Here is a 12886-nt window from a genome sequence, read left to right as displayed (position 1 = left end):
ACCGCCATGAGCAAGAATCCTGATCCCTGCGAATCGCTGATGCTGGACAACCAGCTGTGCTTCGCCCTGCACTCCACCTCGCTGCTGATGACCAAGGTCTACAAGCCGCTGCTGCAGGCCCTCGGCCTGACCTACCCGCAATACCTAGCCATGATGGTGCTGTGGGAAGAGGATGGCTTGACCGTCGGCGAAATCAGCAGCCGCCTGTTGACCGATCCTGGCTCCCTCACCCCCTTGCTCAAGCGCTTGGAAGCCGAAGGCCTGCTCAGCCGGACCCGTAGCCGCGAAGATGAACGGGTCGTGGTCGTGGAGCTGACCGATGCCGGGCGCGCCTTGCAGGACAAAGCCATGGGCATCCCGCAGTGCATTCTCGGCGCCAGCGGCCTGGAATTGGACCAACTGCGCAAGCTGCAAAGCGACCTGGTCGCGTTGCGTGCCAACCTGCAAGCCAGCGTCTGACACGCTCGAGCCAACACTGAATAGCTAAAATGTGGGAGCAGGCCCGCTCCCAAATTTGGCTGTTCGGCGGATCAAAAAAAGGGCTCGTCAAAAAAATTTGAAAATTTATCTTGCGCGCTAAACATTAGCGCTATACATTCACCTCACCAACTACTTAGCGCGCAAATATTTAGCACTAACAACCTTAGAGGACGACACCATGCAAACGCTCTATACCGCAGTAGCCACTTCCACCGGCGGCCGTGATGGTCGTGCTGTTTCCAGCGATAACATCCTTGACGTCAAACTCGCTACCCCCAAGGAACTGGGCGGTGCCGGTGGCCAGGCCACCAACCCTGAACAACTGTTCGCTGCCGGCTACTCGGCGTGCTTTATCGGCGCCCTGAAATTCGTCGCCAGCCAGACCAAACGCAAAATCCCGGACGACGCCTCGATCACCGCCCACGTCGGTATTGGCCAGATCCCCGGTGGTTTCGGCCTGGATATCGACCTGCACATCAGCCTGCCGGGCCTGGCCCAGGACGACGCGCAAAGCCTGGTCGACGCCGCTCACCAAGTCTGCCCGTACTCCAACGCCACTCGTGGCAATGTCGATGTACGCCTGCACGTGACCGTCTAAATGACCTCGGCCGCCCCCGGAGAAAGAAATGAACACAATTGGTAAAGCGCTGACCGGCACCCTGCTCGCCCTGTCCATCACCCATGCATTTGCTGCAAGCGGTGAGGTCGAGCACAACACCCAGGCCTTCCTGGATGTGTTGAACGCAGGCACCGGCAAACCGATGGAGCAACTGACGCCCAAGGACGCACGTGCTGTACTGAGCGGCGCCCAGGCCGGTGTGAAGCTGACCTTGCCGAAGGCCGATGTGAGCCAGAAGACCATCCAGGTCGATGGCAAGCCGCTGGACCTGACCATCGTGCGTCCGGCCGGGGTCAAGGGCACATTGCCCGTGTTCATGTTCTTCCACGGTGGCGGCTGGGTGCTCGGGGATTACCCGACCCATGAACGTCTGGTTCGGGACCTGGTCGTTGGCTCGGGTGCGGTGGCGGTGTTCGTCAACTACACACCTTCGCCAGAAGCGCATTACCCGGTGGCCATCAACCAAGCCTACGGTGCTACAAAATGGGTGGCCGAGCACGGTAAAGAGATCAACGTCGATGGCAAGCGCCTGGCGGTCGCGGGCAACAGCGTCGGCGGCAACATGGCGGCAGTGGTCAGCCTGATGGCCAAGGATAAGGGCACACCGGCGATCAAGTTCCAGCTGCTGTTGTGGCCGGTGACCGACGCCAACTTCGACACAGGGTCCTACAACCAGTACGCCGAAGGACACTTCCTCACCCAGAACATGATGAAGTGGTTCTGGGACAACTACACCACCGACGCCAACCAGCGCGCCGAGATCTACGCCTCGCCGCTGCGGGCAACCACTGACCAGCTCAAAGGCTTGCCGCCCGCGCTGATCCAGACTGCCGGCGCCGACGTATTGCGTGATGAAGGCGAGGCCTATGCCCGCAAGCTGGATGCAGCCGGTGTGCCGGTGACCGCCGTGCGCTATAACGGCATGATCCACGACTACGGTTTGCTCAACGTGGTCAGCCAGGTGCCGGCCGTACGTTCAGCCCTGCTCCAGGCCTCGGATGAACTCAAGCAACACCTGAAGTAAAAGGTAGCGCCCACAAAAAAGCCCGACACATGGTCGGGCTTTTTTTCGTCTCGGCAGGGCCAGAATTACTTCTTGGCGCGACCTTTGTACGAACCACCTTCGCGGGTGTCGATCTCGATCAGGTCGTCGATTTCGATGAAATCGGCAACTTGCAGCTCGGTACCGTTGCTCAGTTTGGCAGGCTTCATCACCTTGCCCGAAGTGTCGCCGCGAGCGGAACCTTCGGTGTAGGCCACTTTACGCACGATGGTGGTCGGCAGCTCTACGGAAACCAGGCGCTCTTCGAAGAAAATAGCTTCGCAGACGTCTTCCATGCCTTCTTCGATGAACGGCAGAACGGCTTCGATATCTTCAGCGTTCAGCTCGTACATGGTGTAGTCGGTGGTGTCCATGAACGTGTAGGTGTCGCCGCTGATGAAGGACAGGGTCGCTTCTTTGCGGTCGAGGATCACGTCGTCCAGTTTGTCATCGGCGCTGTAGACGATCTCGGTCTTGTAACCGGTCAGCAGGTTCTTCAGCTTGGTCTTCATGATTGCGCTGTTACGACCAGACTTGGTGAACTCAGCTTTCTGAACCAGCCAAGGGTCGTTTTCGAGACGGATCACTGTACCGGGTTTCAGTTCTTTACCAGTTTTCATTGCATATATCCGAAATTTGGATGGGATTTACAAAATTCAAGGTGGCGTATCATATCCAACTTTCATAAAACTTCACCAGCGCCGTCGCAAGATCGGCCTGCAAGCCCTGTTCCAGACACCATGTTTCGGCGTGCTGGCTCACCTCTGGCCAGTGTTCCAACAGCATTTTCCACGGTTGAGCCATATCGGCCTCCGTGTTCCAGGCCTGCCAGAGTCCGATCAGAGCAGCCTGTGCCGCCAAAGATAAGCCAGCGGTGTACAGCTCGAGGAAGGCGTCGAGCTTGTCGAGGTGAATATCTTCGTCTTGTCGGTAAATGTGCCACAGCAGCGGGCGGCCGGCCCACTGGGCGCGCACGAACGAGTCTTCACCGCGCACGGCGTTGAAGTCGCAGCACCACAACAGGCGGTCATATTGTTCCTGGCGTACGAACGCAATGACCTGCACGGTCAGTGACCCACGCTGCTGGATATCCCCCGCTGCCAGCTGATCGACGCCCAGCCAGCGCTGCACATCGCCAAGAATGCGCCCCTCTGGAACCAACAGATGAGTGGCACGCCCGTCTGTCGATAACACCTCCAGCCAACGGGCCAGCCCGGCATTTTCGTAGGCAAACAGTGAGATCAGCCGCGCACCAGCAGTAGGAAAGACACCCAAAGCTTGCAGGAAATCTTGCTGGGCACTGGCATCCTGCTGAAAGGCCCGACGCTGCTCCAGCAATCCCGCCTCGCGCAGCAGGCCACCGGTGCCGGGCCGGAAGCCGGGAAAGAAGAAGTACTTCTGCACGCCCTTGAACTTCACCGACGGCAGCGTGTGACAACCGACCACCCAATCTTCGGCACTGAGGTAATCCAGGTTCATCCACAACGGCGTGCGTTCACGGGCCGCCATGGCTTCCATGTAGTCGGGCGGTAACTGACAGGCGAACGCGGCGATCACCACGTCCGCGGCGGGCGCCTCTACCCAATCGGCCGGCCAATGGCGCACTTCGACACCCTCCTGCCATTGCAGGCCTAGCTGCACATCGACCTCGGGGCACATGCGTTCGAAGGCACGCAGGTCGTCAACCCACAAGCGCACGTTACAGGCATGCTCCACCACCAATTGCCGGGCCAGGCGCCAGGTCACGCCGATGTCGCCGTAGTTGTCGACGACGCTGCAAAAAATATCCCAGCGGGCTTTCATTCCGGGCTCCAATGCTCAAAGGCTCGATTGTCCGCATAAATGCACGGATGCAGAAGGCTTGATCGCGATTATTCTGCACGGTGGCTGTGCGACAATCGCCGCCACGCCGTAAATGCCTGCCAGGAGGCCATCATGTCTGACCGTCCGTTGTCGCTGTTCAAACTCAGTGCCGCTATCGCGTTTGGCGTGTGGCTGGGGTTTATCGCCATCGTGCTGACTGCCTGGCTGGCTTCACGCTACCTGTTCCCACAGAGCCTGGCGCCGGTGGCCCAAGCGGTGCAGCAACTGGGCAAGCCCACGGTTGTGGCGCCCGAACCGCCTAATCGCATGTTCGAGCAATATCAACAGAACCTGCACAAGCAGGAGCAGCAACAAACCCTGGACCAGGCCCGCAACAATGCGCGCAACCTGTCCAACCCCAAATGCCAGTTCTGGCTGCAACAGGACCAGAACGCTCCCAACGAAAAGACCCGGGCCAATGTCCTGCAATTCTGCGATTGATGACCATGAATAAACACGCCGTCCACCACCGGGTCCTGGAAAAGCTCAGCGTCGACCTCGACATCGCCCAACGGGCCGCGCAGACCGCCTACGAAACCGCGACCCACGTAGAAAACATCGCCGAAAACAAGTACGACACCCTGGGCCTGGAGGCGTCCTACCTGGCGGCAGGGCAAGCCAAGCGAGTCGAGGAAATCAAGCAGGCACTGGCGCTGTGCCAGACCATGGCACTGCGGGCCTACGATGATCAGCGGGGCATAGAGATCGGCGCGCTACTGGGCCTGGAAGATGAGCACGGCCGCCAGCAGTGGCTGTTCCTGGCGCCGGATGCGGCGGGCTTGAAGGTGGACGTGGTCGGGCAACCGGTGACCGTCATTACCCCGCGCTCGCCGCTGGGCAAAAGCCTGCTGGGCAAGTTCGAAGGTGATGAGGTGGAGATTCTGGTGGCAGGCGCCCGGCAACATTTTACGGTTACCGAGGCCAGATAAAACGCCAGGGCCGCGCTCCCTTACTACAGGAAGCCGGCGCCCACGGTGTCAGTGAACCGGTAATTCAACGCCGTCGAACAGCTCTTCCAGCTCCTGCTTGTTGTGGCACTGGATCGCCTTGGCCATGACTTCGCGCGTCAGGTGCGGCGCAAATTTCTCGATGAAATCGCACATGAAGCCACGCAGGAACGTACCACGCCGGAAGCCGATCTTGGTGACGCTGGACTCGAATAACTCGCTGGCATCGAGCACCACCAGGTCTTTGTCGAGCGCGGTATCGACCGCCATCTTGGCGACGATACCCACGCCCAGGCCCAGGCGCACATAAGTCTTGATCACGTCGGCGTCGGCCGCGGTGAATACCACTTTTGGCGTCAGGCCGCGATGGCTGAAGGCTTCGTCGAGCTTGGAACGGCCGGTGAAACCGAACACGTAAGTCACGATCGGGTATTCGGCCAGGGCTTCCAGGGTCAGCTTCGACAGCTTGGCCAAAGGGTGACCTTGAGGCACGACCACGCAACGGTTCCAGCGGTAGCACGGCATCATCACCAGGTCACCGAACAGCTCCAGGGCTTCGGTGGCGATGGCGAAATCGACGGTGCCGTCAGCGGCCATCTCGGCGATCTGCATGGGCGAACCCTGGTGCATGTGCAACGCCACGTCCGGGTACTGCTTGATGAAATCGCGGATCACCGGCGGCAAGGCATAGCGTGCCTGGGTGTGGGTGGTGGCGATGGACAGCGTGCCCTTCTTCTCGTTGGAGAATTCCTGGGCGATCTGCTTGATGCTTTCGACTTTGCGCAGGATCTCGCCAGCGGTGGTGATGATGCGCTCACCGGCCGGGGTGACACGTGTCAGGTGCTTGCCGCTGCGCGCGAACACTTCGACGCCCAACTCATCTTCGAGCAGGCGGATCTGCTTGCTGATACCAGGTTGCGAGGTGTAGAGGCTTTGAGCGGTAGCGGAAACGTTGAGGTCGTGGTGCGCCACTTCCCAGATGTAGCGCAGTTGTTGAAGCTTCATATGTGTCCCTCAAAGCAGATAGACGCCACGGGTATCAGCGACGGTATATAACTATATTAAAGGTTCGATGGATAAATCTAGAACTTTTTATCGTTCTTACCTATCACACGTCATCACTGCGGCGACGTTGCAACGCAGGCACCAGGTAAACCGGCACCGTGGACAACTGCAGCACCCGTGCTGCCGTGCGCCCCAGCGGGGTAGCCGCCGCGGTTGCATGGCTGTGACTGCCGACGATCAACAGGTCTACGGAAAGTTTGCATAGCTGGTCGAGAATCACCTCGCACGGGTCCCCCTGGATCACCCGTACCGAGCGAATCAATTTCAGGTCTTGCTCCCCGTCCCCCAACTCTTCGCGAAAACTGTCCAGCACCCGCTGCTCGATCGTCGCCATCACCGTCGTCAACCCCTGGCTCTGCCATTCACTCAGGGCCTGCTCATCAAGGTAGCTCTGTAACACGGATTCGGCGAACAGCCCGATGGGCTCGACCACGTGAATCACATACAAATCTGCCTTGAACGTCCGGGCCAGCGCCAGCGCATGCTGCATCACATAAGGCGCGTACAGACCGAGGTCCGTGGCGTACAGCATCGAACGAATCATAGAACCTCCTGGACTGCCAGGATGGCGGAGATGAAATGAGCTTAGCAGCGCCCAGGCGACTTGTTTTGACTTAGACCTTCACCTCATTACTGATGCCATGGGGCACATGCCCGGTGGTGACAAACTCCATGGCTTTCTCGCAATGACCGGCCTGGTCATCGAAAAATACATCGGCGGCGAAAGCCTCCAGGAACGCGGATTTTTCCAGGCCACCCAGGAACAATGATTCGTCCAGGCGGATATCCCACTCACGCAACGTGCGAATCACCCGCTCGTGCGACGGCGCCGATCGAGCAGTGACCAGGGCGGTGCGGATCGGGCAGGCCTCATCGGCGAACTCGCGCTGCAACAAATTGAGTGCCGCGAGAAACCCTTTGAAAGGACCGCCGTGCAAAGGCTGACGCGCCGACTCGCGCTCATTGGCCTGGAACGCTTCCAGGCCACCGGCCTGGTACACCCGCTCCGACTCATCGGAAAACAGCACCGCGTCGCCGTCGAAGGCAATGCGCAGTTCTTCGCTGGAGGCACGGTTCGGGCCGCCGGACAGAATCGTCGCCGCCGCAAAGCCGGCATCGAGGGCACTGCGCACATCCTCAGCATGGGTCGATAAAAACAGATGACAACCAAACGCCGCCAAATAAGGATAAGGACTACGCCCTCCTACAAAAGCGGCGCGGGAAATATCCAGGCCGTAATGCTGGATCGAGTTGAACACGCGCAGGCCGGTGTCCGCGCTGTTGCGCGACACCAGCACCACTTCGACCCGGGCACGGCCGAGGCTGGCATTGAGGCTGAGCAGCTTCTCGACCAGCGGAAAGGCGTCGCCGGGCGCGAGGATCTCCTCCTCGTGCTCGATCTGGTACTGGCGATAGGTCTCGACCCCTTCGGCCAGGTAGACCTTGTGGCTTTCACTCAAGTCAAAGAGTGCCCGCGAGGAAATCGCCAGCACCAGTTTGTCGCCCAAGCCCTTTGCCATGGTGTCCCTCCTACTCAGCGGTTACGCCGATCAATAAAACTCAAGGCCTGGTAGAGCGCCTGCATCCGCGGCAGTTCGCAACCCGCGGCTTTTGCGGCGGCGAGTGGCCGGGCATAAATCGCCGCCAGTTCCAGCGGGCGCTTATGCACGTGATCGTGGTACATGCTCGGCAGATAGTCGTCCATGGTTTCGGTCATGGTGAACATTTGCTCGGCGTAGCTGTGAGGAATTTCATGACCGCAGGCGTGGGCGCCCTGCACCACTTCAGCCATCAGCGCCTGGATCAGCTCGCGGCTGGACTCGTCCGCCATCATGGCCGTGGTGCCGGTGCCCAATAACACGGAGAGGCCGTTGTAGGGCACGTTCCACACCAGTTTGTGCCAACGAGCCTGATGCACATTGGCCATGGTCTGGGACTCGATACCGGCCTCGTGAAACAACCCGGCGCCGGCTTCGACAATCGCCTTTTGCAGGGTTTCGTCATTGGCTGCCGTGCCGCTGTGATAGCCCAGGTTGACCCGGCCCAACGCCTGGTGCTCGATAACGCCGGGCGCAGAACGGTGCACGCCGATGTAGCACAGGCCACCCAGCAAGTGCAGCGACGGCGGCAAGTGTTCACGCAGGCTGTCTTCAACATCGAGGCCGTTTTGCAGCAACACCACCTTGGCCTCCGGCGCCGCCACCTGGGCAATGGTCGGGGCCAGCTCGACGTTGCCGGTCGACTTGGTGCCCACCAGCAGCCAGTCGCAGGGCGGCATATCGGCAGCGCGGGCATAGGCCTGCACGGGGTGCAGGTGCAAGGGACCATGCACGGTACTGTTGAGGTGCAGGCCGCGCTCGCTGACGGCCGCGTATTCACTGCGCAACAGGAAGTGCACGTCGAAACCGGCGCGCGCCAGCATCAAACCGTAGAAACCGCCGATGGCGCCGGTGCCGATGATGCCAATGCGGGGTGAACGTGCGGTCATGGCAGATCCTCTGGGGTGCGGGTAAGCGCTTGTTTAATCGCGTCAGCAACGTCAGGGCGCGTAAGGCGTGTCTGTAGTTGCCCGAGGAATTGACCCTCGCACACCACGAACAATGCCGGCAAATGAAAGATCTGGTAACGCTCGACCGCACCGCCGTTATCCCCGGCGTCCACCCAGCACACCCGGTCTACCGGTAACGACCAGCCTGGCAATTGCTGGCGCGCCCAACGGCAACTGGAACACCCGGGGCTTGTGAACACGACGAGCGAAATACCTGGCAATCCCAGCAATTGCTGGTCAATATCCAGGTCGGTTAATTCCAGTTCCTTCACTATACTGCTGCCACCGCCGTCAATTGGACGGTGCTCGGAGTCCGTGTACATGGGTCGTTTTTTACCTCACCCTGATGATGTCGCTGTCGAGTTAATCCAACGCCCCTCTCCCGCTATCCCCCGCCAACGCCTGCACACTACCGGCCTGGGCGGTGTCGCCTGCAATTGGCCGCGTGCCTGGCGCGAGGGCACGGCCGTGGATCTGCACATCCCCTCCCTGGGCGCCAGCGCGCGTTATCCAGGCTACGTGGCGTGGTGCCGCAAAGTGGAAAACGGCTACCGGATCGGCATCTCGTTTACCGACGAGCATGCACTGTTCGGTGCGCGAATGGGTGAGCAAGCATGCCGGATAGAGCGTTACTGCCGCCAGCACGAAGACGCCGAACCGACACCCCAGCAACTCGAAGCCCTGGCCCGCGAGTGGGTATCGCGCCATGCCATTGAGTTCTCCCATGAGGCATTTGTGGCGCCAGCGCTGGATTAAAGCGGGCTTTGCCCATTGTCGCGGGCCAGTGTTACGCGCTAAGGTTCCTCCCCCCTGCATTCAAATCATGCTGTGCTCCGCCGCACGGGGATGGCTGGCGGCCGGCACCCGTGACCCTGACGAGTAACACGATGGCTGATTTACCGATCAATGACCTAAACGTCGAATCCAACGAGACCCTGATCACGCCCGATCAGCTCAAGCGCGAAATCCCTTTGAGCGACGCTGCCCTGCAGACCGTCACCAAGGGCCGCGAAGTCATCCGTGACATTCTCGACGGTACCGACCACCGCCTGTTCGTCGTCATCGGGCCTTGCTCGATCCACGACCTCAAGGCTGCCCACGAGTACGCCGAGCGCCTCAAGGTGCTGGCCGCGGAAGTGTCCGACACCTTGTACCTGGTGATGCGCGTCTATTTCGAGAAGCCGCGTACCACCGTCGGCTGGAAAGGCTTGATCAACGACCCGTACCTGGACGACTCGTTCAAGATCCAGGACGGCCTGCACATCGGTCGTCAATTGTTGCTCGACCTGGCCGAGATGGGCCTGCCCACCGCCACCGAAGCCCTCGACCCGATCTCCCCGCAGTACCTGCAGGACCTGATCAGCTGGTCGGCCATCGGCGCACGTACCACCGAATCCCAGACTCACCGTGAAATGGCGTCCGGCCTGTCCTCGGCCGTGGGCTTCAAGAACGGCACCGATGGCGGCCTGACCGTAGCGATCAATGCGCTGCAGTCGGTATCCAGCCCACACCGTTTCCTGGGTATCAACCAGGAAGGTGGCGTGTCCATCGTCACCACCAAGGGCAACGCCTACGGTCACGTGGTGCTGCGTGGCGGCAACGGCAAGCCCAACTATGATTCGGTCAGCGTTGCCCTGTGCGAGCAGGCGCTGAACAAGGCCAAGATCAAGCCGAACATCATGGTCGACTGCAGCCACGCCAACTCCAACAAGGACCCGGCCCTGCAGCCGCTGGTTATGGAAAACGTCGCCAACCAGATCCTGGAAGGCAACCAGTCGATCATCGGCCTGATGGTCGAGAGCCACCTGAACTGGGGTTGCCAGGCCATTCCAAAAGACCTGGCCGACTTGCAGTACGGCGTGTCGATCACCGATGCCTGCATCGATTGGTCCGCTACCGAAAACACCCTGCGCAGCATGCACGCCAAGCTCAAGGACGTATTGCCCAAGCGCAAGCGCACCTGACTTTAAACTGCGCACACAAAAACGCCGGGCTAAGCCCGGCGTTTTTCATGCTGCTGGTTTAGACCCTACAGCTTTGCGGCATGGCGCTGGTGGCGCTCCATGTAGCGTTCGACGTAGGAGCAGGACGGGATCACCGTGTAGCCTGCCTCTTCGGCGAACTTCAAGGCTTCCTCGGTCAATGCCGCCGCAATACCACGGCCTCGCAGTGCGTTGGGCACGAAGGTCCGATAGATATCCAGGGTCTGTTTGCCGAGGTCCATATAGGTCAGATAGGCACGATGACCGTCCACATTGGTCTCGAACTGATGACCAGCCTGGTCATGGTGGATGGACAACGCCTCGCTCATCACTACTCCTCGCGGGTCTTGGTTTCTGACCCCTACCTTACCGATGTTTTTCCGGCGAAGGAACATCTACGCCACCCCGTGCCGGTTTCGACAACGAGAAAACCCTGAGCGCTCACAACCAGCACGTAGGGAATAGTAGGCGCCAATCCTGCAATTGCTCAAGGCGCACTCGTCATCCCCTGCCGCTGGTGGATATAGAAAGGGCTCCGATCAACCGATGATCGAAAGCCTGAACATTGCCGGCAGTTGAACCTTAAGACGAACAGACGCTCTTAAAGTCACCTCTACATGCGCAAAAGATGCTGGGCCCCGCAAAGCCATGCGGCACGGAAGTGTCAGCGTGGATATATAAATTTTCATCTGTCTACAGGGCTTAACACATGTGGGCCGGCCCTTTCAGCCTGGATCCAATTGTCGCCTGATTGAAAAAATTTGGACGGTTTTTATACAAACCTTCAAAAGGTTAGCCAAAATAGATTCGGCGCGAGAATTTTTTTTGCTTCTTGCGCTACGTCAGTTTACTTACTACAAGTAATGGGTAGTATGTACGCCGGCTATTAGCTCACTCTGAGATACTAGCCATCTAATAGAAAGTCCTTGAAGGGGAACACGATGAACAACGTTCTGAAATTCTCTGCACTGGCTCTGGCCGCAGTTCTGGCTACCGGTTGCAGCAGCGTCTCCAAAGAAACCGAAGCACGTCTGACTGCAACTGAAGACGCAGCAGCTCGCTCCCAGGCTCGTGCAGACGAAGCCTACCGTAAAGCTGATGAAGCTCTGGCTGCTGCTCAAAAAGCACAACAGACTGCTGACGAAGCTAACGAGCGCGCCCTGCGTATGCTTGAAAAAGCTAGCCGCAAGTAATAATCCCTCGGGATTGTTATCAAGCCGATCCATTTTTGGATCGGCTTTTTTATTGCCTGGGGTTTGTGCCGCGATCGCAGGCAATAAAAAACCCGCCCCGGCGCAAGGCCGTGGCGGGCTTATGATCGAGCGACTTATTGCTGCAGGTCGATCGGCGCGCTGGCCGCGACCGAGGCGGCGCCAGGTACGCCGATCTCCGTCGGCAAACCATCTTCCGCCGCAACCACGTCACGCACCTGGTCCCAGTTGACCCGCAGGTTATTGGCCAGGTCTTCACGCTTGAGCAAGGCGTTGATCACCGCAGTGTGCTTGTCGACCACCGACGGCGTACCGTCATCATTCAACGGCGTATGGGCTTCGAGGTACACCTTGCCGCCACTGCTGCCGAACTTGTAGGCATCGTTGATGATGCGCACCGACGTCCCCACCGGCACCATGCCGGCCATTTCCAGCACGTTGTTGTTGAACATGCGGAAGCAGCCGTGACTTGTACGCGTGCCGATACCGAATTTCATGTTCGAACCGTGGATCAGGTAACCCGGCGTGCCCAGGGTGAACTTGAACGGGCCCAGTGGGTTGTCCGGCCCGGCCGGCACCACGTTGGGCAGCGGGTCGCCGTTGGCCGCATGCTCAGCCTTGATCGAGGCTGGCGGGGTCCAGGTCGGGTTGGGCGTCTTGGCAATGATGCTGGTGTGGGCGATGGGCGAACCCCAGCCTTCCCGACCGATCCCCAATGGGAAGGTGTAGACCACGTTCTGGCCCTTGGGGAAGTAATAGAGACGGTATTCGGCCAGGTTGATCACGATGCCTTCCCGAGGCCCGGGCGGCAGGATGAAGCGCGTCGGCAGCACGATCTCGGTACCCGCGCCCGGCAACCAGGCATCGACGCCGGGGTTGGCCGCGACCATCTCCGAATAACCCAGGTCATAGGTGGTGCCCAGGTCGGCAAAGGTGTCTTCGTACTTGGCCTTGATCACCTGGACCTGACCGACGATGTCTTCACCCGGTGGGGGCAAGGGCAACTGCAAGGCTGACGCAGAACCGGCCGCACAAAGTGCAGCGAGGGACAGGCAGCAGGTGACGACGGAAAGGCGCGACAACATCCGGAAAATCCTTCGCAGAACGACGGGTAGGTAAAAATCGATTG

Annotated in this window: 17 protein-coding genes; 8 read left to right on the top strand and 9 right to left on the bottom strand. The window is 59.6% G+C overall.

All coding sequences use genetic code 11. From position 1 onward, the window contains the following. Positions 1-6 precede the first annotated feature (6 nt). The 3 genes from ATH90_RS08960 (at position 7) to ATH90_RS08950 (ending at position 2123) form a co-directional block, all read left to right on the top strand. The gene (locus ATH90_RS08960) at positions 7-459 is read left to right on the top strand and encodes a MarR family winged helix-turn-helix transcriptional regulator (RefSeq protein ID WP_034102784.1); all 453 of its coding nucleotides are present in this window, start codon (positions 7-9) and stop codon (positions 457-459) included. A 199-nt stretch (positions 460-658) separates the two neighbouring features. Continuing rightward, positions 659-1078 (top strand): organic hydroperoxide resistance protein, encoded by a 420-nt coding sequence (locus tag ATH90_RS08955; protein ID WP_025859164.1) that lies wholly within the window; start codon positions 659-661, stop codon positions 1076-1078. Positions 1079-1106: 28 nt separating this feature from the next. Further along, complete coding sequence (locus ATH90_RS08950; protein WP_098466107.1) at positions 1107-2123, top strand: alpha/beta hydrolase; 1017 nt, start codon at positions 1107-1109, stop codon at positions 2121-2123. A 65-nt stretch (positions 2124-2188) separates the two neighbouring features. Here the strand turns inward: ATH90_RS08950 and ATH90_RS08945 are convergent, their stop codons facing one another. Together ATH90_RS08945 and earP are read right to left on the bottom strand one after the other, a co-directional pair. Continuing rightward, a complete protein-coding gene (locus ATH90_RS08945) occupies positions 2189-2761 on the bottom strand; it encodes an elongation factor P (RefSeq protein WP_003172723.1) in 573 nt (190 codons plus the stop codon). A 49-nt stretch (positions 2762-2810) separates the two neighbouring features. Further along, positions 2811-3944, bottom strand: a complete 1134-nt coding sequence (earP, locus tag ATH90_RS08940; protein ID WP_034102779.1) for an elongation factor P maturation arginine rhamnosyltransferase EarP — start codon at positions 3942-3944, stop codon at positions 2811-2813. Positions 3945-4076: 132 nt separating this feature from the next. On the opposite strand from earP, the gene ATH90_RS08935 reads away from it, so the two are divergent. Both ATH90_RS08935 and ATH90_RS08930 read left to right on the top strand, forming a co-directional pair. Then, entirely contained in the window at positions 4077-4445 is a 369-nt protein-coding gene (locus ATH90_RS08935; RefSeq protein WP_098466106.1) for a hypothetical protein, read from the top strand. A gap of 5 nt (positions 4446-4450) precedes the next feature. Further along, the gene (locus tag ATH90_RS08930) at positions 4451-4933 is read left to right on the top strand and encodes a GreA/GreB family elongation factor (RefSeq protein ID WP_098467659.1); all 483 of its coding nucleotides are present in this window, start codon (positions 4451-4453) and stop codon (positions 4931-4933) included. 48 nt (positions 4934-4981) lie between these two features. On the opposite strand, the gene cysB is transcribed toward ATH90_RS08930, so the two are convergent. The 5 genes from cysB to ATH90_RS08905 form a co-directional block, all read right to left on the bottom strand. After that, entirely contained in the window at positions 4982-5956 is a 975-nt protein-coding gene (cysB, locus tag ATH90_RS08925) for an HTH-type transcriptional regulator CysB (protein WP_098466105.1), read from the bottom strand. A gap of 103 nt (positions 5957-6059) precedes the next feature. Then, positions 6060-6560 carry a universal stress protein gene (locus ATH90_RS08920; protein ID WP_034102775.1) on the bottom strand — a complete coding sequence of 167 codons (501 nt, stop codon included), beginning with the start codon at positions 6558-6560 and terminating at the stop codon, positions 6060-6062. Between the two features lie 70 nt (positions 6561-6630). After that, entirely contained in the window at positions 6631-7536 is a 906-nt protein-coding gene (locus tag ATH90_RS08915) for a 5'-nucleotidase (protein ID WP_034102772.1), read from the bottom strand. A 14-nt stretch (positions 7537-7550) separates the two neighbouring features. Then, entirely contained in the window at positions 7551-8504 is a 954-nt protein-coding gene (locus ATH90_RS08910; RefSeq protein ID WP_098466104.1) for a putative 2-dehydropantoate 2-reductase, read from the bottom strand. Further along, a complete protein-coding gene (locus ATH90_RS08905) occupies positions 8501-8887 on the bottom strand; it encodes a thioredoxin family protein (RefSeq protein ID WP_034102767.1) in 387 nt (128 codons plus the stop codon). The genes ATH90_RS08910 and ATH90_RS08905 overlap by 4 nt, the downstream gene beginning before the upstream one ends. Between ATH90_RS08905 and ATH90_RS08900 the strand changes: the two genes are divergently transcribed. Together ATH90_RS08900 and ATH90_RS08895 are read left to right on the top strand one after the other, a co-directional pair. Beyond that, a complete protein-coding gene (locus ATH90_RS08900; protein ID WP_098466103.1) occupies positions 8886-9320 on the top strand; it encodes a pilus assembly protein PilZ in 435 nt (144 codons plus the stop codon). The two genes, ATH90_RS08905 and ATH90_RS08900, sit on opposite strands and share 2 nt — an antisense overlap. Before the next feature lie 131 nt (positions 9321-9451). Beyond that, on the top strand, positions 9452-10528 hold the full coding sequence (locus ATH90_RS08895) for a 3-deoxy-7-phosphoheptulonate synthase (RefSeq protein WP_010211874.1): 1077 nt from the start codon (positions 9452-9454) through the stop codon (positions 10526-10528). Positions 10529-10593: 65 nt separating this feature from the next. Here the strand turns inward: ATH90_RS08895 and ATH90_RS08890 are convergent, their stop codons facing one another. Next, positions 10594-10875, bottom strand: coding sequence for a GNAT family N-acetyltransferase (locus tag ATH90_RS08890; protein ID WP_003189869.1), 282 nt, complete (start codon positions 10873-10875; stop codon positions 10594-10596). 612 nt (positions 10876-11487) lie between these two features. Here ATH90_RS08890 and oprI point away from each other — a divergent pair. Next, positions 11488-11739 (top strand): outer membrane lipoprotei OprI, encoded by a 252-nt coding sequence (gene oprI / locus ATH90_RS08885; RefSeq protein WP_003172710.1) that lies wholly within the window; start codon positions 11488-11490, stop codon positions 11737-11739. A 134-nt stretch (positions 11740-11873) separates the two neighbouring features. On the opposite strand, the gene ATH90_RS08880 is transcribed toward oprI, so the two are convergent. Then, on the bottom strand, positions 11874-12842 hold the full coding sequence (locus ATH90_RS08880) for a L,D-transpeptidase family protein (RefSeq protein WP_025859174.1): 969 nt from the start codon (positions 12840-12842) through the stop codon (positions 11874-11876). Positions 12843-12886 lie beyond the last annotated feature (44 nt).

The organism is Pseudomonas lurida (assembly GCF_002563895.1).
Taxonomy (GTDB): domain Bacteria; phylum Pseudomonadota; class Gammaproteobacteria; order Pseudomonadales; family Pseudomonadaceae; genus Aquipseudomonas; species Aquipseudomonas lurida.
Note: the sequence above shows the minus strand (reverse complement) of the source record. Positions and strands in the feature narration are given on the sequence as shown.

Bases quoted from the DNA above. Each gene is read 5' to 3' on its own strand.
- ATH90_RS08960 (WP_034102784.1), top strand. From the start codon at position 7: ATGAGCAAGAATCCTGATCCCTGCGAATCGCTGATGCTGGACAACCAG.
- ATH90_RS08955 (WP_025859164.1), top strand. From the start codon at position 659: ATGCAAACGCTCTATACCGCAGTAGCCACTTCCACCGGCGGCCGTGAT.
- ATH90_RS08950 (WP_098466107.1), top strand. From the start codon at position 1,107: ATGAACACAATTGGTAAAGCGCTGACCGGCACCCTGCTCGCCCTGTCC.
- ATH90_RS08945 (WP_003172723.1), bottom strand. From the start codon at position 2,761: ATGAAAACTGGTAAAGAACTGAAACCCGGTACAGTGATCCGTCTCGAA.
- earP (WP_034102779.1), bottom strand. From the start codon at position 3,944: ATGAAAGCCCGCTGGGATATTTTTTGCAGCGTCGTCGACAACTACGGC.
- ATH90_RS08935 (WP_098466106.1), top strand. From the start codon at position 4,077: ATGTCTGACCGTCCGTTGTCGCTGTTCAAACTCAGTGCCGCTATCGCG.
- ATH90_RS08930 (WP_098467659.1), top strand. From the start codon at position 4,451: ATGAATAAACACGCCGTCCACCACCGGGTCCTGGAAAAGCTCAGCGTC.
- cysB (WP_098466105.1), bottom strand. From the start codon at position 5,956: ATGAAGCTTCAACAACTGCGCTACATCTGGGAAGTGGCGCACCACGAC.
- ATH90_RS08920 (WP_034102775.1), bottom strand. From the start codon at position 6,560: ATGATTCGTTCGATGCTGTACGCCACGGACCTCGGTCTGTACGCGCCT.
- ATH90_RS08915 (WP_034102772.1), bottom strand. From the start codon at position 7,536: ATGGCAAAGGGCTTGGGCGACAAACTGGTGCTGGCGATTTCCTCGCGG.
- ATH90_RS08910 (WP_098466104.1), bottom strand. From the start codon at position 8,504: ATGACCGCACGTTCACCCCGCATTGGCATCATCGGCACCGGCGCCATC.
- ATH90_RS08900 (WP_098466103.1), top strand. From the start codon at position 8,886: ATGGGTCGTTTTTTACCTCACCCTGATGATGTCGCTGTCGAGTTAATC.
- ATH90_RS08905 (WP_034102767.1), bottom strand. From the start codon at position 8,887: ATGTACACGGACTCCGAGCACCGTCCAATTGACGGCGGTGGCAGCAGT.
- ATH90_RS08895 (WP_010211874.1), top strand. From the start codon at position 9,452: ATGGCTGATTTACCGATCAATGACCTAAACGTCGAATCCAACGAGACC.
- ATH90_RS08890 (WP_003189869.1), bottom strand. From the start codon at position 10,875: ATGAGCGAGGCGTTGTCCATCCACCATGACCAGGCTGGTCATCAGTTC.
- oprI (WP_003172710.1), top strand. From the start codon at position 11,488: ATGAACAACGTTCTGAAATTCTCTGCACTGGCTCTGGCCGCAGTTCTG.
- ATH90_RS08880 (WP_025859174.1), bottom strand. From the start codon at position 12,842: ATGTTGTCGCGCCTTTCCGTCGTCACCTGCTGCCTGTCCCTCGCTGCA.